At 62.2% G+C, this 23,317-nt stretch carries 22 protein-coding genes; 9 read left to right on the top strand and 13 right to left on the bottom strand.

Going from position 1 to position 23,317, the window contains the following annotated elements; all coding sequences use genetic code 11:
- Window positions 1-161: 161 nt before the first annotated feature.
- Window positions 162-833 carry a ribose-5-phosphate isomerase RpiA gene (gene rpiA / locus ACWHY3_RS00200; RefSeq protein ID WP_448127320.1) on the top strand — a complete coding sequence of 224 codons (672 nt, stop codon included), beginning with the start codon at window positions 162-164 and terminating at the stop codon, window positions 831-833.
- 362 nt (window positions 834-1,195) lie between these two features.
- Window positions 1,196-1,627, top strand: coding sequence for a CBS domain-containing protein (locus tag ACWHY3_RS00195; protein WP_448127319.1), 432 nt, complete (start codon window positions 1,196-1,198; stop codon window positions 1,625-1,627).
- A 126-nt stretch (window positions 1,628-1,753) separates the two neighbouring features.
- Here the strand turns inward: ACWHY3_RS00195 and ACWHY3_RS00190 are convergent, their stop codons facing one another.
- Window positions 1,754-2,749, bottom strand: coding sequence for a 2-hydroxyacid dehydrogenase (locus ACWHY3_RS00190; RefSeq protein ID WP_303856920.1), 996 nt, complete (start codon window positions 2,747-2,749; stop codon window positions 1,754-1,756).
- Window positions 2,750-2,902: 153 nt separating this feature from the next.
- On the opposite strand from ACWHY3_RS00190, the gene ACWHY3_RS00185 reads away from it, so the two are divergent.
- Window positions 2,903-3,850 (top strand): histone deacetylase family protein, encoded by a 948-nt coding sequence (locus ACWHY3_RS00185; RefSeq protein ID WP_332779387.1) that lies wholly within the window; start codon window positions 2,903-2,905, stop codon window positions 3,848-3,850.
- Here ACWHY3_RS00185 and ACWHY3_RS00180 read toward each other — a convergent pair.
- The 7 genes from ACWHY3_RS00180 to ACWHY3_RS00150 all read right to left on the bottom strand — a co-directional run bounded on the left by ACWHY3_RS00180 (window position 3,772) and on the right by ACWHY3_RS00150 (window position 10,295).
- Complete coding sequence (locus tag ACWHY3_RS00180) at window positions 3,772-4,092, bottom strand: glycosyl transferase family 90 (protein ID WP_332779386.1); 321 nt, start codon at window positions 4,090-4,092, stop codon at window positions 3,772-3,774. The two genes, ACWHY3_RS00185 and ACWHY3_RS00180, sit on opposite strands and share 79 nt — an antisense overlap.
- 116 nt (window positions 4,093-4,208) lie before the next feature.
- Window positions 4,209-5,495 (bottom strand): lipid IV(A) 3-deoxy-D-manno-octulosonic acid transferase, encoded by a 1,287-nt coding sequence (gene waaA, locus ACWHY3_RS00175; protein ID WP_448127318.1) that lies wholly within the window; start codon window positions 5,493-5,495, stop codon window positions 4,209-4,211.
- A gap of 6 nt (window positions 5,496-5,501) precedes the next feature.
- A complete protein-coding gene (hldE, locus tag ACWHY3_RS00170; RefSeq protein ID WP_448127317.1) occupies window positions 5,502-6,932 on the bottom strand; it encodes a bifunctional D-glycero-beta-D-manno-heptose-7-phosphate kinase/D-glycero-beta-D-manno-heptose 1-phosphate adenylyltransferase HldE in 1,431 nt (476 codons plus the stop codon).
- A complete protein-coding gene (locus ACWHY3_RS00165; RefSeq protein WP_087720636.1) occupies window positions 6,922-8,031 on the bottom strand; it encodes a glycosyltransferase family 9 protein in 1,110 nt (369 codons plus the stop codon). The genes hldE and ACWHY3_RS00165 overlap by 11 nt, the downstream gene beginning before the upstream one ends.
- A 181-nt stretch (window positions 8,032-8,212) precedes the next feature.
- Window positions 8,213-8,641, bottom strand: coding sequence for an ATP-grasp fold amidoligase family protein (locus ACWHY3_RS00160; protein ID WP_303856939.1), 429 nt, complete (start codon window positions 8,639-8,641; stop codon window positions 8,213-8,215).
- A 14-nt stretch (window positions 8,642-8,655) separates the two neighbouring features.
- The gene (locus ACWHY3_RS00155) at window positions 8,656-8,964 is read right to left on the bottom strand and encodes an ATP-grasp fold amidoligase family protein (protein WP_087721123.1); all 309 of its coding nucleotides are present in this window, start codon (window positions 8,962-8,964) and stop codon (window positions 8,656-8,658) included.
- A gap of 185 nt (window positions 8,965-9,149) precedes the next feature.
- A complete protein-coding gene (locus ACWHY3_RS00150; protein ID WP_256961331.1) occupies window positions 9,150-10,295 on the bottom strand; it encodes a glycosyltransferase family 4 protein in 1,146 nt (381 codons plus the stop codon).
- Between the two features lie 168 nt (window positions 10,296-10,463).
- On the opposite strand from ACWHY3_RS00150, the gene ACWHY3_RS00145 reads away from it, so the two are divergent.
- From ACWHY3_RS00145 to ACWHY3_RS00120, 6 genes are all read left to right on the top strand, one after another.
- A complete protein-coding gene (locus tag ACWHY3_RS00145; RefSeq protein ID WP_071232425.1) occupies window positions 10,464-11,201 on the top strand; it encodes a 3-deoxy-D-manno-octulosonic acid kinase in 738 nt (245 codons plus the stop codon).
- 6 nt (window positions 11,202-11,207) lie between these two features.
- Window positions 11,208-13,049: a DUF3413 domain-containing protein gene (locus ACWHY3_RS00140; protein ID WP_071232426.1), complete on the top strand. Its 1,842-nt coding sequence runs from the start codon at window positions 11,208-11,210 to the stop codon at window positions 13,047-13,049.
- A gap of 125 nt (window positions 13,050-13,174) precedes the next feature.
- Window positions 13,175-13,978, top strand: a complete 804-nt coding sequence (locus ACWHY3_RS00135; protein WP_071232427.1) for a glycosyltransferase family 2 protein — start codon at window positions 13,175-13,177, stop codon at window positions 13,976-13,978.
- A 4-nt stretch (window positions 13,979-13,982) separates the two neighbouring features.
- A complete protein-coding gene (locus ACWHY3_RS00130; protein ID WP_087720311.1) occupies window positions 13,983-15,044 on the top strand; it encodes a glycosyltransferase family 4 protein in 1,062 nt (353 codons plus the stop codon).
- A gap of 132 nt (window positions 15,045-15,176) precedes the next feature.
- Complete coding sequence (gene ddlA, locus ACWHY3_RS00125) at window positions 15,177-16,274, top strand: D-alanine--D-alanine ligase (protein ID WP_448127316.1); 1,098 nt, start codon at window positions 15,177-15,179, stop codon at window positions 16,272-16,274.
- Between the two features lie 122 nt (window positions 16,275-16,396).
- Entirely contained in the window at window positions 16,397-17,959 is a 1,563-nt protein-coding gene (locus tag ACWHY3_RS00120; protein ID WP_448127315.1) for a sulfatase-like hydrolase/transferase, read from the top strand.
- Here the strand turns inward: ACWHY3_RS00120 and ACWHY3_RS00115 are convergent.
- From ACWHY3_RS00115 to rfaD, 5 genes are all read right to left on the bottom strand, one after another.
- Window positions 17,952-18,617 (bottom strand): hypothetical protein, encoded by a 666-nt coding sequence (locus ACWHY3_RS00115; RefSeq protein WP_448127314.1) that lies wholly within the window; start codon window positions 18,615-18,617, stop codon window positions 17,952-17,954. The genes ACWHY3_RS00120 and ACWHY3_RS00115 overlap by 8 nt on opposite strands.
- Before the next feature lie 418 nt (window positions 18,618-19,035).
- Entirely contained in the window at window positions 19,036-20,181 is a 1,146-nt protein-coding gene (locus ACWHY3_RS00110; protein WP_448127313.1) for a glycosyltransferase, read from the bottom strand.
- A 12-nt stretch (window positions 20,182-20,193) separates the two neighbouring features.
- Window positions 20,194-21,102 (bottom strand): hypothetical protein, encoded by a 909-nt coding sequence (locus ACWHY3_RS00105; RefSeq protein ID WP_448127312.1) that lies wholly within the window; start codon window positions 21,100-21,102, stop codon window positions 20,194-20,196.
- Window positions 21,103-21,158: 56 nt separating this feature from the next.
- A complete protein-coding gene (gene waaF, locus ACWHY3_RS00100) occupies window positions 21,159-22,190 on the bottom strand; it encodes a lipopolysaccharide heptosyltransferase II (RefSeq protein ID WP_448127311.1) in 1,032 nt (343 codons plus the stop codon).
- On the bottom strand, window positions 22,183-23,166 hold the full coding sequence (gene rfaD / locus ACWHY3_RS00095) for an ADP-glyceromanno-heptose 6-epimerase (protein WP_448127310.1): 984 nt from the start codon (window positions 23,164-23,166) through the stop codon (window positions 22,183-22,185). Before rfaD ends, waaF begins: the two co-directional genes overlap by 8 nt.
- Window positions 23,167-23,317: the final 151 nt, after the last annotated feature.

Here is a 23,317-nt window from a genome sequence, read left to right as displayed (position 1 = left end):
GGTGCAGCGCTCCCGCCTCGAAAACGGCGGGTTATAGTGGACCCGTATTGTTAGCAGACGCCAGCCCCGAGCGTCCAGCGCCATCGGCAGCGATAGCCGCTTGCCCTATACTATCGGCCGAGCGAATGCCTCGAACTTCCTTTCAGCCTGCCGGAACCGACATGACTCAGGACGATCTCAAGCGCGCCGTTGCCGCTGCTGCCCTCGAAGACATCGACAACCTTCTGACGCCCGACGCGGTAATCGGCGTGGGCACAGGCTCCACGGCCAATCATTTCATCGATCTGCTGGCCGCGCGCCGGCACGATTTTCGCGGCGCGGTGGCCAGCTCGGAAGCGACCGCCGCACGGCTGAAATCTCACGGCATCGACGTACTCGAGCTCAACCATGTCGGTACGGTGCCGGTCTATGTCGATGGCGCCGACGAGATCGACGCCAGGCTGCGCATGATCAAGGGCGGCGGCGCGGCGCTGACGCGCGAGAAGATCGTTGCCGCCTGCGCCGAGCGCTTTATCTGCATCGCCGATGCCAGCAAGCGGGTCGAGGTGCTGGGCGGATTCCCGCTGCCGGTCGAAGTCATTCCCATGGCGCGCTCCTACGTTGCCCGCGAGATGGTCAAGCTGGGCATCACCCCGGTCTATCGCGACGGCGTGCTGACCGACAACGGCAACCGCATTCTCGATGGCTACGACAAGCTGTTCGACGAGCCGGAAGCGATGGAAGCGGCGCTGGACGCCATCGTCGGCGTGGTCACCAACGGCCTGTTCGCCCGCCGCCCGGCCGACGTGCTGCTGCTCGGTGGCGCAAACGGCGTCGAACGCTTCACCCGCTGAGACCTGGAGGCCGGGCGTGTTGCCAGGGTCTAAACGACACAAGATCAAAGCGACATAGAATCAAAGCGGCGCAGAATCAAGGTCGCACGGGATCAAATTATGGCCCTCCCGGCCGATATACTGGCGACGGCCAGTATCCTCGTGCTCCGGCAGCTCCGGTTCGACCGGCCTTGTGTTGATCGACCTTGTATTGATCGGCCTTGTATTGACCAACCCCGTCTCGGCCCGGCCAGGCCCGGGACTCGATCCGGGGCGTGGCGTTCGAATACTGGCTCCGTCGTCCTGGCCATCGTCGATATCGATGGCGTGACTGCCTGAGGGACCTGGTCCTTCAGGCTCGACTTCGATCAGAGGACCCCCATATGACGACCGCCAAACTCGACTCGGTAGCCGACATCATGAGCCACGATGTCGTGACATTGCGTCTGGAACAAACGCTTTTCGACGGCAACGAGTTGATGCGGGAGCACAAGATACGTCATGTGCCGGTGCTGGATGAACAGGACCAGCTGGCAGGCTTGCTCGACCAGAAGGTCGTGTTGCGGGAAGCCCTGCGGATTGCCAATGACCATGGCACGCACCGCCTGGACCATTACCTCAAGCAGGTGCCGCTTGCAGATGCCATCCATCAGGATTTCCTGACGCTGCCCATCGATACGCCTCTCATCGAGGCAGGCCAGCGGCTGCTGTCCCATAGACAGGGCGCCCTGCCTGTCGTCGACAACGGCCGCCTGGTCGGTATCCTCTCCTCGGTGGACTTCGTCCGCCTGGCCGTGAACCTGCTCGAAGCGTGATAGCCTGTCGCGCGTGAGCGCCGGGCAGCCCCGAGTCCGGATAGCTGCCCTATTGTCGACCTATAGTTGCCCTATTGTTGCCTTATAGTTGCCTTATAGCTGCCCTATGGCCGCCCTATGGTTGCCCTAGAGCCGATTGGGGCATTCGATGCCTTCGGCGAAGGCAACCAGGTTGGCGCAGGTCACCTGCGCGATCTCGCGCAGCGCTTCGACGGTAAAGAAGCCCTGGTGGCCGGTGATCAGCACGTTGGGGAAGCTCGTCAGGCGGGCGAAGATATCGTCGTCGATGATCTCCGCCGAATGATCGCGGAAGAACAGCTCGCTCTCCTGCTCGTAGACATCGATCGCCAGCGCGCCCAGCTGACGCGACTTGAGCGCAGCAATCACCGCCGGCGTGTCGATCAGCGCCCCGCGCGAGGTATTGACCAGCATCGCGCCGGGCTTCATCGCCGCCAGCGCGTCGGCGTCGATCAGGTGATGCGTCTGCTCGGTCAACGGGCAGTGCAGCGAGAAGATATCGGAGCGGGCCAGCAGGGCTTCCAGCGGCACCATTTCCCCGTAGGCAGGAAAGGCGTCGCTCGGATAGGGATCGTAGCCCAGCACCTCGCAGCCGAGCCCCTTGAGAATGCGCGCCATGCAAAGGCCGATGCGACCGGTGCCGACCACGCCCGCCGTCTTGCCGTGGAGCGTCACGCCCAGCAGGCCATCGAGGGCGAAATTGCCCTCGCGCACGCGATTGAACGCCCGATGCGTCTTTCGATTCAGCGTCATGATCATCGCCAGCGCGTGCTCGGCCACCGCTTCCGGCGAATAGGCGGGCACGCGCGCCACGAACAGGCCCAGCCGATGAGCGGCTTCGAGATCGACATTGTTGAAGCCGGCGCAGCGCAGCACGATGGCCCGGATGCCCAGCGCGGCCAGTGCCTCGATCACCTCGGCATCGAGGCAATCGTTGACGAACACGCAGACGGCATCGCTGCCTTCCGCCAGCGCCACGGTGCCGGCCTCGAGGCTGGCCGTCTGATAGAGCCACTCGAAGCCGGCATCGGCAAACCGGGACTCTCGGATTTCGTCGAAGAAGCGACGATCGTAAGGCTGGGCACTGTAGACCGTAATTCGCATCACATCACACTCGCAGCGGAAGGGATCTTTCCATAGGGTCTGTTGACGTTTTTCACGCAGCAACGCGATTCGTGCTGAAACGTCAACAGCCTCTAGCGTAGCGAATTCCCGCATCGTCGCCAGAGACCGGTCGCCGCACCCATAGGAGATATCGTGACCCTGCCGATCATCCACCACCCCGGTTACAGCTGCGAATGGCCCGAGCGTCACCCGTTCCCGATGGCGAAGTTCCGCGCCCTGCGGGAGCGCCTGTCGGCGCTGGGGTTCGATGCCCGCGAAAACGTCCGCTGGATAACGCCGCGCCCGGCAAGTAGTAAAGCGCTACTGCGCACTCATACCTTAGACTACCTGCAGCAATTCTATCTGGGTGAAATCGCCACCACCCGGCGCACGCCCAGCGGCTTCCCATGGTCGCCGGCGCTGGTCGAACGAACGCTGCTGGAAGTCGGCGGCACACTGGCCACCGTGGCGACGGCACTGGAAACCGGCCTGGCGCTCAACAGCGCTGGCGGCACCCATCACGCCTATGCCGATCGTGCCAGCGGCTACTGTCTGCTCAACGACCTGGCGGTCGCGGCACATGACCTGCTGGCCGAACATCGTTTCGAGCGGATCCTGATCGTCGACTGCGATGTCCATCAGGGCGACGGCACCGCCTGGATCTTCCGCCACGAACCGAGAGTCTTCACGTTCTCGATCCATGGCGAGGCCAACTTCCCCTTCGAGAAAGTCCAGGGCGATCGCGACGTCGCGCTACCCAGGGGGACCGGCGACGACGCCTACCTGCGCTGCCTCGCGCGGGAGCTCGATCCGCTCCTGAGCGATTTCCGACCGCAGTTCGTGCTGTTCGACGCCGGCGCCGATGTGCACGCCGGTGATCGGCTGGGGCATTTTTCGCTGAGTACCGAGGGGCTCTTCCGCCGGGACCGGTTCGTCCTCGCGCGGTGTCGCGACCTGGGCATTCCCGTCGCGGGGGTCATCGGCGGGGGATACGACCGCGATCTCGAGGCGCTGTCGGATCGTCACGCCCAGTTGTTTCTTGCCGCACTGGCGCTGAACCCCGAGTCCAGCCGTAGCGGCGAAGGCTCAGCGGCGAGCTGACCGGAAAGCACGAAGTACTTCTGCATCACCAGCAGCGAAATCAGCCTTTCGCGATGCAGATCGAGAAACTGTGCCACGTGCGCGTTGGCATTGCGCACGATCGCCTCCGCCTCGTCGGGATGAGCGGTGTAGTAATCCATCTTGGCTTCCAGATCGCTGCAGTCATCCGCCAGCGGCACATAGTGGACATAGGGCTCGAGCGTGCCTTCCATGAACCATGGCGAATATCCATACGAGAACATCCATCAGCCAAAAGGTCCGAGCCCTGGGAAGAGTGTCGCAGTCATATCTGACACGCTTCTGACAGGCCGAGCTTTTTTCTGACAGACCAAGCCTTCGGTGATTCCCCTGGATAACGTTACGAATCGTTCAGAAGTGCAGCGATCTTTGCTCGGGTTCGCGCCAACGCACCGCGATTGGCGGCCACGACCGCTCGCCCCGCTTCGCCCAGCTCGTGACGACGCGCGTCGTCGCTCAGCAGGGCCACGAGGGTCTCTCCCAGCGCCTGACCGTTTTCGACCTGAACCCGCGCATCGCTCTGCGCCAGGGTATCGGCGATCTCGCGCAGGTTGTCCAGATGGGGGCCGCTGACCACGGCAACGCCCAGTGCCGCCGGCTCGAGCAGGTTATGCCCCCCGATCGGCGTGAGCGACCCGCCCACGAAGGCCACATCCGCGCAGCCGTAGAGCGTCATCAGATCGCCCATGGTGTCGCCCAGCAGCAATGTCGTCGAAGCGATCAGCGCAGGGCCGGTGCTCAGACGCTGGACCCGCTCGCCCGCCTCGAGACAGTGAGCATTCACTTCGTCGAAACGCTGCGGGTGGCGAGGCACCAGGATCAACAGCGCGTCCGGAAAGCGACGCCTGAGCGCGGCGTGAGCGATCAACACCTGCTCCTCCTCGCCCGGATGGGTGGAGCCCGCGATCCAGACCGGCCGCGGCCCCCAGCTTGCCCGCAGTTGCCGGCTGGCCTGTCGAGTCGCTTCGTCCACGTCGAGATCGAACTTCAACGCCCCGGTGACGGCCACTCGTGCCGATGGCGCACCCAGCTCGACGAAACGATCCGCATCCAGCGCCGACTTGGCACCGATCCAGGCGATCGTCTCGAGCATGCCTCGGCTCAGCGCGCCGAAGCGCTGGTAGAGGCGAAAGGCGCCCGCACTCAAGCGGCCGTTGGCGACCACCACCGGCACGTTCCGCCGGTGACAGGCCGCCAGCAGATTGGGCCAGAGCTCGGTCTCGGCGATGATCGCGAGCCGAGGATTCAATCGCGTGACGAAGCGTCGCGCACTGCCGGGAAAGTCCAGCGGGAGAAAATGGTGAGAAACACGACCACCGAACGTCTGTCGGACACGTTCGGCACCCGTGGCAGTCATGGTCGTGATGACGAGATCGTGATCCGGGTGGTCCTCCAGCAACGCCCGAATCAGAGGCGTTGCCGTGACGACTTCCCCCACCGAGGCTGCGTGCAGCCAGAGACGCGGTCGGCTCCCGCTGACCTGGATGAAACCCAGGCGTTCTCGGCGCCTGTGAGTGGGCGCCCACTCACGCCATACCCGCCACCATATCAGGGGCGACAGCAGCGTGATCGTCAACGAGTAGAGCCAGCGCGCGAGTCGCGACGATCGTCCGGAACGGGAACGCACCGCGGCTCAGCGCTCGCGGTCGAGAATGGTGTCGATCATGGTGGTGGTCGACACACCATCCTCGAAGCCCAGCACCAGCACTTCACCGCCGTTGGCGATGACCGCTTCGCCACCGGCGATATCCTCGGGCCGATAGTCGCCGCCCTTGACCAACCGGTCCGGCAGGATCGCCTCGATCAGCCGCGCCGGGGTGTCCTCGCTGAAGGGAACGACCCAGTCCACCGCCGCCAGCCCCGCCAGCACCTGGGCCCGACGCGCCAGCGTGTTGATGGGCCGCTTGGGCCCCTTGAGCCGCGCCACCGAGGCGTCGTCGTTGACCGCGACGATCAGACGGTCGCCCAGGCGCTTGGCCTGCTCCAGATACGCCACGTGGCCGGCGTGCAGGATGTCGAAGCAGCCGTTGGTCATCACCACGCGCTCGCCTCTTGCCTGAGCCGCACGCACCGCGCCGATGAGCGACTTTTCCTCGATGACGCCATACTCGGCTAGGCTGTCGCCGTGAAGCGCAGTGTAGAGCTCCGCCACCGAGAGTACCGCAGTGCCGGGCTTCGCCACGACCAGCCCGGCAGCAAGATTGGCCAGCATCACCGCCTCGCCGAAGCCGTGGCCGGCCGCCAGCGCCAGCCCCAGCACGCCGATCACCGTATCGCCGGCACCGGTCACGTCGAAGACTTCGCGGGCATGGGTCGGCAGGTGCAGCGGCGCGAGACCTTCGCGGATCAGGGTCATGCCGCGTTCGCTGCGCGTGACCAGCAGCGCTTCGAGCTCCAGTGTCGCCCGCAGCTGCTCGCCCTTCTCGGCCAGTTCGGCGTCATCGGCGCACGGCCCGACGATCGCCTCGAATTCGGTCAGGTTGGGGGTGATCACGCTGGCGCCGCGGTAACGGCTGAAATCGCTGCCCTTGGGGTCGACCAGCACCCGCTTGCCAGCAGCCCGGGTGGCGGCGATCAATGCCTCGACCCGGTTGAGGCTGCCCTTGCCGTAGTCGGACAGGATCACGACATCGGCATCACCCAACGCTGACCGGACCTTCTCGATCAGCGGCGTGGTATCGACGTTCCACAGCGGCGACTCGAAGTCGAGACGAATGAGCTGCTGGTTGCGACTCATGACGCGCAGCTTGGTGATCGTCGGCACGTCGGCGCTACGGTGCAAGTGAGCACTCACATTGGCAGATTCCAGCGCGCGCTCGAGGTGGCCGGCATTGTCATCGTCTCCGACCACGCCGGCCAAGCTGGCCTGCCCTCCCAGGGAAGCGATGTTCAGCGCCACGTTGGCCGCCCCGCCCGGGCGATCGTCGGCGTCTTCCACCTTGACCACGGGGACCGGCGCCTCGGGGGAAATACGTGACGTGCCGCCGTGCCAATACCGATCGAGCATGACATCGCCCACCACCAGCAGGCGGGCATGCTCCAGTTGCGACAGATCAATCTTCATGCGGGGGCTCCGTTACGGCTTCGGCAAGGGCAGTATCGCTCGTTGCGGCTATCAGCCGATCCAGATGCTCGACCACGTCGTCCAGCGTGATCAATGCCATGGCATCGGCGTGGCGCACACGTGTACCCCAGTTGACGGCCTCGATGGGCTTTTTCAGATAACAGCGAACGGCATCAGGGTAGCGATTGACCACATGGTCCCGCCACAGATACGGCGCCGCACGATCCGGGTTGGTGGTGGCGTACAGTCCCAGCGTCGGTGTGCCGAGCGCATTGGCCATGTGAACCGGGCCGGAGTCCGGCGCGATCACCACGCGAGCACGATCGAGCAGGGCCAGCAAGCCCTTGAGCGAGGTGCGGCCGATGGCGTCGATGATCTCGACATCGGGGCACAAGCGCCGGATCTGCTCGCCCATGTCGCGCTCCTGCGGGCTGCCGCCACCGCTCATCACGGTTCTCAGACCATGGCGCTGCCAGGCGTGCTCGATGACCGCGGCATAGCCCTCCGCCGACCAGTTGCGGAAATTGCGCAGGCGCGGATTGGCACAGGGGCTGATGACCAGGTAGGACCGATCGCCGGTCAACTGGCGGGCTTCGTCATAGGCAGATTCCGGCACCGGCAGCGACCAGTCGAGGCGCGTATCCTCGACGCCCAGCAGCCGTGCGAAATCCATGAAGGACTCGAGCACATGCGCCCGTGGATGCGGCGCCAGCTGGCGATGCGTGAACCAGTGCTGCCAGTCCTTGGCCCGCGCCTTGTCGTAACCCACGCGGACATCGCATTTGAGGCCCAGCGACAGCACGCTGGCCCGCAGCGCCTGCTGCATGTGCAACAGCACGTCGAAACGCACGTCCGCGAGCTGGCGCCATATCTCGCGCATGCCGGCAAAGCCGGTAGCCTTGTCGTAGACCACCAGTTCGACGCCATCGAGCCCATCCAGCAGGCTGTACTCGGCCTTGCCGACGATCCAGGTGATGCGCGCCTCGGGCCACTGGCGCTGCAGGGCACGCACCGTGGGGACCAGATTGCAGACATCGCCCAGCGCGGAAAGGCGCAGGATGCCGATGTGTCGAGGCTGCTCTGGCAGAGAATGCTTCATGGGGTTGACCGAATTCCCATTGGGTAAAAGCATTCATTCTAACGGAAGTTGATCAAGAAGCGTGACCGCTGCCTGCGTTCACTAAAGTTCGACAGCGGTACGCGAAGCCTTACAGAACGGGACTATCCAGATCGGCTTGCGTCTGCAAAGATAATTGACGCGGCAGGTCAAACCATTCCCCCTACTTTTCATCCATGCTATGTGGCACGAAGCGCTCAAACCCGCTGCCCGGAGTAAAAGTCATCTCACCGAAATAAACTTTTCCACTGATAGCATAAAGATCTACTCTGACATAGGAAAAGCCCTGCGACAACACGTCAGCAATCTTAATGAGATCATTTAAAGCCGGCGGCTTTTTTAATGACTCGGTTTTCTGGCTATTAGGGTATTTCACAGTCAAACATATTCTTTCCCACTCAGATGTGTAATAGTCTCGCACATGACCATTAAAGCGATCACTATCCACCTGAACAATAAAGCGCTTATTTCCTTGGCAATCAAAGCAATGAATCTTATAATCTTTAGATATCTCTCCATTCTCATCCAGCATTAGTTTTTCAACAACTATAAAAGGGGATATGTTGCAATACTGAGTCTCTCTCGAACCCATATAGAAATTACGAGTCAGCCAACAGTTTCTTTCTTCAAGTTTTTATAGTTAACATCCCTTTTGTTACGAACGATCTTGTTCATGGCACTGCCATGATTAGCTTTTATGACAAACTGAGGCGGCAACAGATCGAACATATCACGCGTCAATGTGGTACCACTTGCAAGCAAAGGAATCAGGTGTTCGTTACCAATTCGCTCGGTCACGAACCGCCTAACCGTAAGCTTGTCCGCTAGATCGCGAAAAATTGGTTTATCCGCATCCAGCTTGTAACAAGTGAGCTTCTCATTCCAAGTACTGGGACAAGTCGGGCGGATGGCCAAAGCGTTTCTCGAATTGGCGAATTGCCTCTTGGCGGTCGCTACGCTTCAAGCGACGATACGCTTCTAATAAGCGCCTAGCTTTTTTTCGCCAATAAAGATCCAACCACATATCAACAAAGCCTCTCTTTCAACACTTTCACATATCTATTTAAAACAGCCACTTCCAAAAATTCGTAATAGCGAAGTCATCTAGAGACATCTTTGAATAAAAACAGGAAAGAACTTCTCAGCTTTTCCGTTTGCTGACGATAAGAGTAATCAATCACCAGGTGGGAAAGGTTCGTACCCAGAGAGTCGAGACTTGGCTCCTCCAGCATCCGCTCGAGACGATCGACCCAGGCTTTGGTATCCCGACTTTCCAGAATCAGGTCGGCGTGGTCAGCCTCGAGCAACTCGGCGGCGCCAGTGGTCGAAGAAAGCAATACCGGCGTGCCACAGGCCATGGCCTCGAGCGAGACGCGTCCGAACTCTTCGATATGGGCCGGCAGAACGAATATGTCGAGCGCCCCGTAGAGCGTCTCGACGTCACTGACCGTAGTGCGCCAGATGAAGCGTTCGGCGATGCCGGCTTGTTCAGCCTGGCGTTGATAGGGTGAAAAGTCGTCCTTGCCCACGACCAGAAAGCGGCACCGGCCGGGCAAGCGCTGATCCAGTCCGGCCGCCATCTCGACGAATCCCGCCACGTTGCGTTTGGTGAAGTTGCCGGAGGTGATCAGGCCGATCAGCCGGGTGTCGTCATCGATACCCAGTTCGCGTCGCCGCACCGGGCGTCCTGCCGTGGCCCGCTCGAGATTGAATATCTCGGGGTCGTAGCCGGGGTAGCTGATTTCGATTCGCGACTCGTCGATGCCATAGCGATCACGGAAATCATTAGCCATCATGCGCGAATTGACCGCCAAACGGCGGAACTTGCCGCCTTTCAGCACGTGATCGTGAATCGCGGCAACTTCATGGCCCGGTGGCAGATCGCGCCCGTGAATGCGCTGGCTGGCGAGATGGACGCAGTTGTGCATGTAGACGACATCGGGCGTCTCGACATCGCCATGGCTGACCAGCATGGCTGGTCGATGACGCCGACACCAAGCCTGCACCCGGCGATTGAACCAGAAGCGCCGAAAAGGCCCTTTGAACGGCCAGCGCTTCAGCCGAACCAGCTCGGCGCCGGCCGCTTCCGCCAGCTCGCGCCGGCCGCGCTCGGCCAGAATCGCCACGCGATAGCCCAGCGCTTTCAGTGCGATGGACTGTTCAAAAGCGTTGCGACTGGCGCCGGTACTCTTTTCCACCTGACGAATGGCGATCACGGCTAACGGCGCTTGCGAATCTTCAGTCACGACGGCTTCCTTGCGATGTTCGATGGGTCCCGGGCGGTGAAACGCCGACATGCGGTGACGGGGTTGCCCGGTTACAATGCGCCCCGGCGGCTCGTTGCCGTCTATTCTGTCTCTTTTCGCCGGCCCGCTACGATTCAAACGCACCAGGCCCAACGTCAAGGATCGGTCATGTCGTTATCGACCTATCATCATCGAGACGCGCATATCTTATACGATCCTGCGCGTCTCGCTCAGCCTGACCTGCCGATTCTACCTGCGTTCGGTGAAGCGTGGCTCGACCCGGATGCCTGGGCCGAACGCGGCCTGGTGGTCGGCTCGGCGCCGGGACGCGGCGCCAGCCAGTTTCTCGCGGTGGACGACCATCAGTGGGTGCTGCGGCCTTATCGCCGTGGCGGCATGGCGGCCAAGGTCAGCCAGGCCAACTATCTCTGGACGGGACTCGAGCGCACCCGCGGCTTCCGTGAAATGCGCCTGACACGCGCCCTGTTCGAACAGGGGCTGCCGGTACCGGCGCCGGTGGCAGCCATCGTGGTACGCCGCGGTATCACCTATCGCGCCGCGCTGATCACCGAGCGCCTGACAAAGAGCCAGGCATTGGCAGAGCGCCTGGCAAGTGCCTCGCCGCGGTTGCTCGCCGATGTCGGCGCCACCATTCGGCGGTTTCACGATGCCGGTCTCGACCACGTCGATCTCAATGCGCGCAATTTGCTCGTTTCAGCCGACGATAAGGTTTGGCTGATAGATTTCGACCGCTGTCGATTGCGCTCGGAAGGCGCCTGGCGCCAGCGCAATCTGTTACGGCTCAAGCGCTCTCTCCTGCGTTTCTCACCCGCCAACGCGGAACCATTTTTCACCGCCCTCGTCGATGGTTATCGGAGCGTTCCGGCGGATCACGATAAGGTTTGACCCTGCATGCAAGACACGCTGAGGCGCCGTTGGCGCAGCACCCTGCTTTTTGCCCTGTTTCAACTACCGCTCGTCTGGCTGATCGCCCTGCGTTACGTGCCCTATCTCGCGATTCCCCATGACCCCATGGGAATCGCCTATCTGATCCTGACCTGGATCGGCCACTTCGGCATGCTGGTGCTGCTTGGCTGGCTGCCGCTTGCCGTGCTGGCCGTCGTGACAAAGGCGCGCTGGCTATGGCTGCCGGCCACGCTGCTTGGTGCGCTGGGTCTGAGCGCGCTGCTGCTGGATACGGTGGTCTATGCCCAGTATCGCTTTCATGTGAACGCCTTCATGGTGTCGCTGTTCCTGAACGACAAGAACGGCGAGATCTTCAGTTTCGCCACCTCCACCTGGCTGGTGGTCGTAGGTTGCGTGGCTGTCGCCTTGGCACTCGAAGGCTGGCTTGCCCATCGTCTGATCGTGGGCAGGCGCGGCCAGCGGCTGCCGGCAGGGCTCGCCTGCGGCACGATCCTGGTGACGCTGATCGCCAGCCATGCACTGCATATCGTCGCCGACGCCCGCTATCAGCGCAGCGTGACCCAGCAGGTCGGCATCTATCCGCTGCTGTTCCCGGCCACCGCCAAAGGCTTCATGGAGAAGCACGGCTGGCTGGATCCCCGCGCGGCTCGCGCCGAACGTGCCGACATCGACACCAAGCAGGCACAGAATCTCGACTGGCCCAAGAACCCGCTCAGTTGCCAGGCCGAGGATCCGCCCAACGTCCTGGTGGTGCTGATCGACTCCTGGCGCGCCGATGAGTATGGCCCCGAGAACACGCCGAATCTCTATGCCGCACTGAACGACAGCGGTCGGCGCTACCTCGACCACTACAGTGGCGGCAATGCCACCCGTAACGGCACCATGAGCCTGTTCTACGGCCTCACCGGCAACTACTACGCCTATCTGGACGACACCCAGACGCCGCCGCTGCTGATCACCCAGTTGCAAAAGCAGGGTTATGCGCTGGGCATCTTCTCGTCGGCCAGCCTCGATGGTGTCGGCTTCGATCGCACGATCTTCTCTTCGGTCGATCCGTTGCGACTTAGTACGCCGGGGGAGTCGCCGGCGGGCCGGGACCAGAAGATGACCGAGGACTGGCTGGACTGGCTCGATCAGCAGGAACAGAAGGACGACGCTCCCTGGTTCGGCATGCTGTTCTACGACGCGCCCCATGGCTACGACGTGCCAGAGGGCGCCGACCAGCCGTATCAACCTTCGACCAACGGCATGGATTACCTCGACCTCGGTCCCGATACCGATCCAACGCCCTACTTCAATCGTCATCGCAACTCGGTCCACTACGACGACGAACTGCTCGGCCGGGTGATCGCCGATCTCAAGGCCAAGGGCGAGTGGGACGACACGATGCTGGTCGTCACTGCCGACCACGGTCAGTCGTTCAACGATTTCGGCAGAAACTACTGGGGCCACAACAGCAACTTCGCCTCGCCGCAGGTCCTCGTGCCGATGATCGTCAACGGCCCCGGCGTCGAGCCCGGCCGCGTCGAGGGCATGACCAGTCATCTCGACGTCGCGCCGATGCTGATGCGACATGCCCTGGGCTGCACCAACCCGCTCTCCGACTACGCCATGGGCAAGGATCTTCTCGCCCCCGGGATCGATCACCCCTGGGTTCAGTCCAGCAGCTACATCGATTACGGCATCATCGAGCCGGATCGCATTACCGTGGTCGACGGCACCGGGCAGTGGGATATCGTCGATCGACAGCTCAAGCCGATCGAGGACGCCGAATTCTCCCCGGCGGTGTTCGAAGCCATGCAGTGGTTCCGTCAGTTCTATCGATAGCCCTGTCAGCGCTACAATGCCCGAGGCGCTATTCGGAGCCCGATCACCGGGCGTCGCGACGAAGCGGGTCGCGACGCCCGCTGTCGTTTTCGATAGGCCTATCCATCGACGATACAGGACCGCTCATGGCCGCCATCACCGGCGTAGTGATTACGCTCAACGAAGCCGACAACATCGAGGCCTGCCTGGCCTCGCTGAAGCGGGTGTGCGATGAACTGATCGTCGTCGACTCCGGCTCCCGCGACGACACCGTGGCCCGGGCCGAGGCGTTCGGCGCCAGCGTGATTCACCAGCCCTATCTGGGCGATGGCCCGCAGAAGAACGTTGGCCCGCGTGCCGCCAGCCACCGCTGGGTGCTGTCGCTGGATGCGGACGAGCGGCTCACCGACGACGCCGTGGCGGCCATCCAGGCGCTCGATCTGGATGTCCAGGCGAACGGAGCCGGCAGCCACGACGCCTACGCGCTGCGTCGCCGCAATTTCATCGGCAGCCGCTGGATCCGCCATTGCGGCTGGTATCCGGACTACTGCATTCGGCTCTTCGATCGCGATCGCACCGAATTTTCCGACAGCCGTCAGCACGCTTCCGTCCAGGCGACGCATCCGCGACGCCTGGACGCCGATCTGGAACACTATTCGTTCGCCAATCTGGGCGAACTGTTCGGCAAGGCCAGCGGCCGCTTCTCCAATCGTGCCGCCAAGATCATGTATCTCAAGGGCAAGCGGGCCAACGCCTTCTCACCGTTTTTGCATGGCGCCAATGCCTTCGTGCGCAAATACGTTTTCCAGCGCGGTTTCCTCGGCGGGCTCGATGGCGTCTCCGTCGCGCTGTCGGCGGCGGTCAACGCCTACCTGAAATACGCCAAGCTGCTCGAATTCCAACGCGACGCGAAGGTTCGCGACGCCGAAGACTTCGACCGGATCTGGTGAGCCGATGCCACGCGAACCGCTGCATATCCGTCACGTCAATCTCGCCCGGGGCTTCCGTGGCGGCGAGCGCCAGACGCTGCTGCTGATCGAGGCACTGGCTCGAATCGACGATAATAAACAGGGCAGCATCGAACAGAGCCTGGTCTGCCGGCGCGACTCGCCAATGCGTACAGCGCTGGCCGGCATGGATATCGAATTGATCGACGCCGATCATGCGCTTGCCGGCCATGCCCAACGCCCGCGCGCGAGCCTGACCCACGCCCACGAGGCCAAGGCGGTGCACTGGGCGTGGATCGAACGTCGCCTGCGCGGCACGCCATATATCCTGACCCGTCGTGTCCCGCAGCCGGTCAAGGACAAGCGCTTCAACCGCTGGACCTATCGCGGCGCGGCGACCGCCGTGGCGATCTCCTCGGTGATCGAAACCCATCTGCGCGAGCGGGACTGGTGCCCGGTCGTCCGTATTCCCAGCGTGCTTTCCGGCCAGCCGAGCGATCCGACCGAGGTCACGAAGCTGCGCGAGCGCTTCGCCGGACGCCGGGTGATCGGCCATATCGGCGCTTTGGTGGATCGCCACAAGGGGCAGCGGGTACTGCTTGAGGCGGCGCGGCAGTTGCGCGAGACGCATCCGGACGCCTGCTTCCTGCTGCTCGGCGATGGCGCCGATGGCGAAGCGCTGAAGGCCGAGAGTGCGGATCTGGATAACGTGATCTGGGAAGGCTTCCAGCCGAACGTCGGCGACTATCTCGAGATCATGACGCTGTTCGCGTTTCCTTCACGCAACGAAGGGCTCGGTTCGACGCTGCTCGATGCCATGGATCACGGCGTGCCGATCGTGGCGAGCGATGTCGACGGCATTCCGGATCTGATCGAGAACGACGTCAGCGGTTTGCTGGTGCCCCCCGGTGATGCGGACGCGCTGGCAACGGCGCTCACAGCGCTGCTGGAAGATCCCGCACGCTGCGAGAGACTGTCCGCCGCCGCCAGGGCACGCCTCGAGTCGTTCACGCCCGAGGCCATGGCAGTGGCCTATCTCGCCCTCTATCGCCGCCTCGCTGACTGCTGATTCGCCGGCTGGGCGAGGCAGGCGGTAACCGACTCGCCCAGACAATACTTGCACGGCGGGAACGTGGCATCATGACGCCCGACAGGCCGCAGCCGAGCGGCGTCGAGATCGTTAGCGAAGTGGAGCAGAACTATGAGCAAGATTCGGGTTGGCGTCATCTGCGGCGGCAAATCGGCGGAGCACGAAGTGTCGTTGCAGTCGGCCAGGAACATCGTCGATGCGCTGGATCGCGAGCGTTTCGAGGTCACAGTCATCGGCATCGACAAGCAGGGCCAGTGGCATATCAACGATGCGGCCGACTTCCTGCTCGATGCCGACGACCCTCGACGCATTGCGCTCAACCCGTCCGTCGGCGATATCGCTCTGGTGCCCGGTCGCGAGTACCGGCAGCTGATCGCCACCGAAGCGTCTCAAGGTGCATTGAACCAGCTGGACGTGGTCTTCCCCATCGTTCACGGCACGCTGGGCGAGGATGGTTCGCTGCAGGGGCTGCTGCGCATGGCCAATCTGCCCTTCGTCGGTTCCGGCGTGCTCGGCTCGGCTGCCGGGATGGACAAGGACGTCACCAAGCGCCTGCTGCGCGATGCCGGCATTCCGGTGGCGCCTTTCGTCACCCTGACTCGCCGCACGGCCGCCAGCGCCGATTTCGATGCCCTGCACGACGAGCTGGGCACGCCGCTGTTCGTCAAGCCGGCCAACCAGGGGTCGTCGGTCGGCGTCAGCCGGGTGGAGAACGCGACCGAGTTTCAGCAGGCGCTGGCGCTGGCGCTGGCATTCGATCACAAGGTGCTGGTCGAATCCGCTGTCGTCGGGCGCGAAATCGAGTGCGCGGTGCTGGGCAACGATGCCCCCGAAGCGAGCGTCTGCGGCGAGATCGTGGTCGAGGGCGGCTTCTACTCCTACGACACCAAGTATATCGACGACGATGCGGCCAGGATCGCTGTCCCCGCCGATATCGATCCTGACGCCAGCGAGGCGATCCGCGAGCTCGCGGTGCGCACGTTCCAGGTGCTGGAATGCGCCGGCCTGGCTCGGGTCGATGTCTTCCTCACGCCGGAAGGCAAGGTCGTCGTCAATGAGATCAATACCTTGCCGGGCTTCACCCGCATCAGCATGTATCCCAAGCTGTGGCAGGCGAGCGGCATGACCTATCCGGCGCTGGTGACACGCCTGATCGAGCTCGCCATGGAACGCCATGCCGATGACCTGGCATTGCGAAGTTCACGATAGCGCCGGGAACTCGTCGATAACCTGCTTGTCTTGGATTCGTCATGATAGAGTCATAACGACTCCTCATGCGGTGCCCGGACCCGGCACCGGTAGAACACGACGTTCACGGATCGAAGCGCGTCATGACCATCTCTCGTAACACTCGGCGCTGGTGTGCGCTTACTTACATCGGCCTCTGCATCGGTTACGCCATCATGGTGGTCTGGGTACTGCCATGGTGGACGCCCGTCGCCATCACGCTGGGCTGGCTCGCCATCGGCTACCACTTCCACTGGGGTCATGTCTCTCAGCGCGCCACGCAGCGCAAGGCGTGGCCATGGTCGCTGCTGCCCTTGATGCTGTGGTGGGTCTATATCTATCTCGACGACAGTTTCGGACAACTCGACCTGGGCGCGGTGATCTTTCACCTGCAGGCCGGCATCGAGGAGAACGGCAGTACCGACCGCCAGATCGCCGGCGTTATCTACACGATAGCGGCCATCGTGATGCTGATGGCGGTGACCTGGCTGGTGCGGGCCGACCATCGCTGGCGCTTGTGGGAGCGGGTGTTGAGTCTGTTTCTGCTCGCATTCAACCCATTGCTGTTCGGGTTGTCGCTCCGTGGCGCTTCGGCGATCGACGACGACGAGTCCTGGCTCAACGACCGCTACCGGCCACCGGAAATCGTCGCCGCGCCACGCCAGCCGCCAAACCTGATCTATATCTACATGGAGAGTACCGAGCGTACCTACAGCGATACCCAACGCTTCGGTAACGCTTACGAGGATCTGGCGCAGCTGGGCAAGGAAGGCGTGGTTTTTCACGGCGTCAAGCAGCTCGACAACACGGGCTGGACGATGGCCGGCATGGTCGCCAGCCAATGCGGAGTGCCGCTGATGCCGGCGGGACTGATGCACGACAACCAGTTCGAGCCGTTGTCGGACGTGCTTCCCGGCGTCAATTGTCTCGGCGACCTGCTCCACGAACGAGGTTACGACCTGACCTACATGGGCGGCGCCAGCACGAAATTTGCCGGCAAGGCGAAATTCTACCAGGGCCACGGCTTCGATACGGCGCTGGGTCGCGACGAGCTGGAAGACCAGGCCCCCGCCGGTTACCTCAACGACTGGGGGCTCTATGATGACACGCTGCTCGGCCTGGCCGAGAAACGTATCCGGCGCCTGCACGACAGCGATAAGCCCTACGCCTTCTTCGGGCTGACGCTGGCCGGTCACCCGCCGTTCGGCAATCCGTCGCAATCCTGCATCGACAATCAGGGCCCCTTTGACGGGACCGATATCCTCTACTCGATCAAATGTACCGGCTGGCTGGTCAGGAATTTCATCGAGCGGCTACGGTCCGAAGGGCTGCTGGACAACACGCTGATCGTGGTGGCCAGCGATCACCTCTCGATGAAGAACTCGGCATGGGAGGATCTGATTGCCGAGGAGCGGGAAAACACCCTGATGATGCTGGGCAACGGCCTGCGCCCCCGCGTCATCGAACGGCCAGCCAGCATGGTGGATGTGCTGCCGACGCTACTGGAAGCGATGAACTACACCATTCCGGATCATCGGGCCGGACTCGGGGTATCGCTGTTCTCGTCGACCCCGACGCTAGTGGAGCGCTATTCGCTGGAAGAAATGAATCAGCGCATGCGCAGCGAGAATCTTCTGCAGGAGCGGCTCTGGAACGGCGTCAACTGAGGCCGTCCGCACATGGGTCCGGGTGGCGCGGCGCCGGCCACTCGATGGGCCCCAGGTCCTCGCCAGGATCCCGTTCGCCCGGCCGGGTTTCGGGGGTGGTGTGCTGCAACGCCTCGGCGACTCGAGCCAGTGCCGTCTCCCCTCGCTCCCCTTCGACCACGCGCTCCCACCAGTCGCGGTGGACGGCACGAACGACCACGGGGATGGATGCCAGGCCTAGGCGTTGAGCCATCGCCAAACGGTGCAGGCCGCGATTGATCTTGAGCAGCCGGCCGTCACGGGTGACCGCGACACCCAGATCGTCTTTCCCCAGCTCGGCATTGAATCCGTGAGCCGCCATATCGTCGAGAAAGCCTAGATAGGTCCGCAGGTAGGCCATTATCTTTTCTTCCGTATCGAGCAGAATGCCCTGTTGATAGGAAGACCAGGGATACCCCGACTCGAGCCGCGAACGGTACTGGCGGAAGCGCTCGGTCTGGCTGAGATCGTCCCTGTGCTCGTCGAGATCGCTGATGAAGCGATAGCGAGAGCCGCGACGCAGGTCGCCGCGGCTCTGATCCCATTCACCGTCCCAGATGAAGGCGGAAGACGATGGGCGCTTGCCACCGATTCCCTTGGCATTGAAGTCGCGAATCAGCGCACGGGGATCGACGTGCACGATTAACGCCTGCCCCAATCTCGCTTCGATCGATCGCCGTGGCAGGCCGCGGCGCTCAGCCCACCGACAGCCTGCCTTTCCGGTGGCCCAGCGCCGAAACAGAGACTCTTCCACTGTCTCGCCAACGCTGCGCTGAAAAGCCGCTTTCAAACTCGCCTGCAGACGTGCACGCCGGATCCCCCACTTCATGCGGGGGTCGAGCAAATCGCGAAACGCTACATCCTCGACGGGCAGGCGCGGAGGAGAAGGCGAGTGGTTTTGTGAAGCGCGCACCATGAAAGCCTACACGTTCGAGTACAGAAAAAGCGGAATTATCAAACGCTGTTCTTCTGCTGCATAGCATACCACTCTCATAAGCATGCTATGCAATTAGCTGTAATGATCCCGTATCCGGCTCTTCGTGTCGACATGGCTCCGTCTAGGTCGTTGGCAAGTCGAGGAATTGCTGCATGATGCGGGTATCACGGAAACGCTCAATCAGCTCGGGATCCGCCTCGATCGATGGCGGATTCTTCATCCCTTCACGAATCTTCACGGCCAGTCCTTCTATAGAATTTTCCGCGATCAATCGGGCCTGATCATGAATCAACACGTTGCGCACGCCACCCGGGCAATCCACGGCGACACATGGCGTGCCGCAGACCATGCTTTCTGCCAGCACGATACCGAACGCTTCACTGCGCGAGCTCAACACGAAAAGTCGAGCGTGTTTCATCCAAGGGTAAGGATTGGGTCGACTGCCGATGAAATGGATGCGCTCGCGAGCGCCAAGCTCGTCGACCAGTTTTTCGAGACTTTCACGCTTGGGGCCGTCGCCGACGATGACCAGATCTTCCTCGATATCGGCCTTCAGATAGGCACGAATCAGCCACTCCTGACGTTTGACGTCGGACAGTCGAGAGACATGGACGATAAAGGGCCTGGCGGGCAGCTCGACAGGCTCATCGGCCTGGCGGCGGATGGCCTCGATGTCGCAAGGGTTCATGATGGTGGCCCAGCGTTTGGGCCGGATACCATAGTGCCCTAGCTGACGCTCGAGCTGCTCGCGTACGTTGGGCGTATTGCAGATTACCTGCTTATCCTCGTATAGCTTGCGCAGATATATCCCCTTGAGCCGGCTGCCATAATCGCCAGGCCAGGAAACGGTTACCTGCCATAGACGTGGATCCCGCCAGGACCAGACCGTCTCGAAAGCGCCTTGTCCACGCATGATGACACGGTCGATCGGGCCATGTTCCCTTTCGAGCCTGGCCACGAAGCGCTCAAGGTAGGAACCGCCATACCAGCCCCGCCACAGGAATCCCGAACCCGGCAGAAGCGGTTTCAACAATGCCCGCGTGAACAGGTCGTACACGAGTCCCAGCCCCGTCTTGCGAAAGGCCTTGTCGAAATCCACCCGGTGGACCGTCACCGCGGGGTCCGGTGCCAGTTCGTACCCGCCCTTGAGCACCAGTATATGGACGTCGTGACCCTCTCGCGCCAGCACGTTGGCCAGGTTGACAGTGACACGCTCGATGCCGCCGATACTCAGTTTGCGTACGACCAGCAGAACTCTCTGGGACATGTATTCACCGTTCTATGTATGTAGCGGGTCATCGCCCGATCGATCGTCGCGAGACTCGAAGATCAGCGACTTGAGCTCCGGGTAGCGAGCAAGGCAATTGGCAAACTGCCTGTCGTTTCCGCCGCGTTTGACGTTTTCTTCATGCAAGGCCGACTCCCCCGAAGCTGGCGTGGATAGGAAGTCGACATTGCGTGAATTGACCCGCACGCAGCGAGTTCCCGCCTTTAGAGAAGCCATCTTGAACCAGATATCGTCGGCGTTGGGTGCCAGGGCCTGAAAGGCTTCGGCGTCGAAAACCATGGGGTCCAGTACCCTTGGCGGATACAGCACCCCACCACTACCAGTCGGCATCAATGCGAAGTTGGGTCGCGTGGCGCCCGGATCCTGACGGGTCCTGACCTCTTTATAGGAAATCTCACCCGAGCCCGGCGAACTCTCGCAGAGCATATGGCCACGATGGCAGACGATACAGCCGGGGAATCGACTCGCGCCATCCATCAGACGCCGCGCCCAACCCGAGGGATACAGCATATCGTCGTCGGCGGTAATGATCGTCGCTTGCGGATATGCCTCCAGCGCATGCAGCAATTTATCGTACGAACGGTAATCCGCGTCGGTCACGACGACCTTCACACCACGCTGCGCCAGGCGCTGGAGTGACTTAGGCAGGTCGCCGACGGCTTCCTTGTCGCGCCGGGAGAGGTAGAGATGGACATCGAAGGCGTCGATATCCTGCTCGCAGAGAGATTCCAGCGTGGCAAAGACTTGGCGTATACGGGGCGGATGGGTGGTTAGCGAGATGATGAGTCGCTCGCCGCTCGAAGGAATCTGGCGGGAGGACCATACGTTCTTCATTCGGTAGCGCAGAAAACGAAGTGCCGACCGCAACTTGCGCTTTCGTCTAGCAGTCAGTAACGGCATGGTCGCTCTCGATCAGTGTGACAATGGCCAGCCGGACCGACAGCCCTGCCTGCCGGTTAGCCCTGAATCGCCCGCTCGATTCTGCCAGGCATCATCTGCTTCAAACAGTTGCGATGCCCCAGCGGGCAAGTACGTTCGAAACACGGTGAGCAGGAAAGACCTAGATAATGAATTTCGGCATTGTCGGTCAACGGCGGCGTGTAGATCGGCGACGACGAGCCATATAGCGCCTGGATCCGCGTGCCGACGGCTGCAGCCACGTGCATCAGCCCGGAGTCGTTAGTGACCACTTGCTTACAGGCGGCGAGCAGGTCGACGGCGTCCGCCAGTCGGGTCTTGCCGCACAGATTGTGAGCGTGTTCGAGACGCTCGGTAATGACCGCACCGGCGTCGGCGTCCTTCGGCCCGCCCATGACCCAGACCGAATATCCCTTGCCGATCAGGGATTCGGCGAGTTCGCGGAAATGTTCGAGCGGCCACTGTTTGGCCGGCCCGTATTCGGCCCCCGGCATCATGCCGATGGCGGGACGCTCTCCCAGCCCGAGCGACTCCCGCAGCTCGCTCTGCTGCCGAGAGTCGACGCTGAGTCGCGGATGGGGAATGGCGAAGTTGCCGCGTGCGGCTTCCTCGGCATCGAGCCCCAGTGCGACGAAGCGCTTAACGGTCTGATTCAGGACCGCCTTGTCGAGTTTGCGGCGGTCGTTGAGCAGCAGGTAGCGCTGTTCGCCGGTGAAGCCCGTCCGGCGCGGGATGCCGGCCAGAAACGGCACCAGCGCCGACTTCAGCGAACGCGGCAGCACGATGGCGTGATCGAAACGTCCTTTCAGCGAGCGTGCGACCTCGCGCCGGGTCTTCCAGCCGAACTCGCCATGTTTCACGTCCAGCGCAATGGCTTCGTCGACCTCCGGCATGCGCTCGAGGATCGGTAGCGACCAGCCCGGCGCCAGCACACCAATCGTCGCGTCCGGGTGGCGTTGCTTGAGCGTGATGAACAGACTCTGCGCCATGACCATGTCGCCGACCCAGGAGGGGCCGACGACGAGAAGACGCGGCCCGGCTTTGGCATTGACCGCCGCGGAATCAGCCATTCAGCCATTCCAGATAGGCGGAAACGCCCTCGCTTACCGTCTTGAACTCGGCGGTATAGCCGGCGTCGCGCAACCGGCCGATATCGGCACGGGTATAACTCTGGTAGCGCCCCTTGAGCTCATCGGGGAAGTCGATGTATTCGATCTCGCTCTTGACCCCTTTGTTGCGCGAATAGAAATCGATGGCGGTTTCGGCAATCGCCTTGAACGGCTCGGCGCGTCCGGTGCCCAGGTTGAAGATGCCGGAAACCTCGGGGTTATCCAGGAACCACAGGTTGACGTCGACCACATCCCCGACATAGACGAAGTCGCGGCTCTGCATACCGGCGTCATAGCCATCCCAGGCGCCAAACAGCTTGGGATTCTCGCCGCGCTGGACCTGCGTGTGGTGGTGGTAGGCGACACTGGCCATCTTGCCCTTGTGCTGCTCGCGCGGGCCATAGACATTGAAGTAGCGAAAGCCCACGACCTGCGAGTCGAAATCGTCCCAGCGCGCGCGGACGTACTGATCGAACAGCAGCTTGGAGTAGCCGTAGACATTGAGCGGTTTCTCGTGAGCCGGGTCCTCGACGAACACTTCGCTGCCCCCGTAGGTGGCGGCGGAAGAGGCGTAGAGAAACGGAATGCGCTTGGCCTGGCAATACTCGAGCAGCACCTTGGAGTACTCGAAGTTGTTCTCCAGCATGAAGCGGCCGTCCCATTCGGTGGTATCCGAACAGGCTCCTTCGTGGAAGATCGCCTCGATCGGCGGCAGACCGCCGATCTCGCCTCGTATCTCACCACACAGTTCGGCCTTCACTCTCGCCAGGAAATCGTCCTTGTCGAGATAATCGCCCAGCGTGCAGTCCGCCAGATTGACGAACTTGGTGCCGTCGCTGAGATCGTCGACCACCATGACGTCCTGGTGGCCGCGCGCGTTGAGTGCCTTGACCAGATTGGCCCCGATGAAGCCGGCCCCGCCGGTGACTACGATCATGTCGCTTTCCTCTTGTCTCGACTCGGTCGTCGAATGCAGCCGCCGCCGCTGCGAAAACCGTCGCGAACCCGCTCGACGCCGATTGGCGGCGGTGCCTATAACCGATTGAGCGCTAATTGTATACTTGGCGGCTCACGAATTCATGGGCAAC

Source organism: Salinicola sp. NYA28a, assembly GCF_976982775.1.
This window is presented reverse-complemented; position numbering and strand designations above follow the sequence as displayed.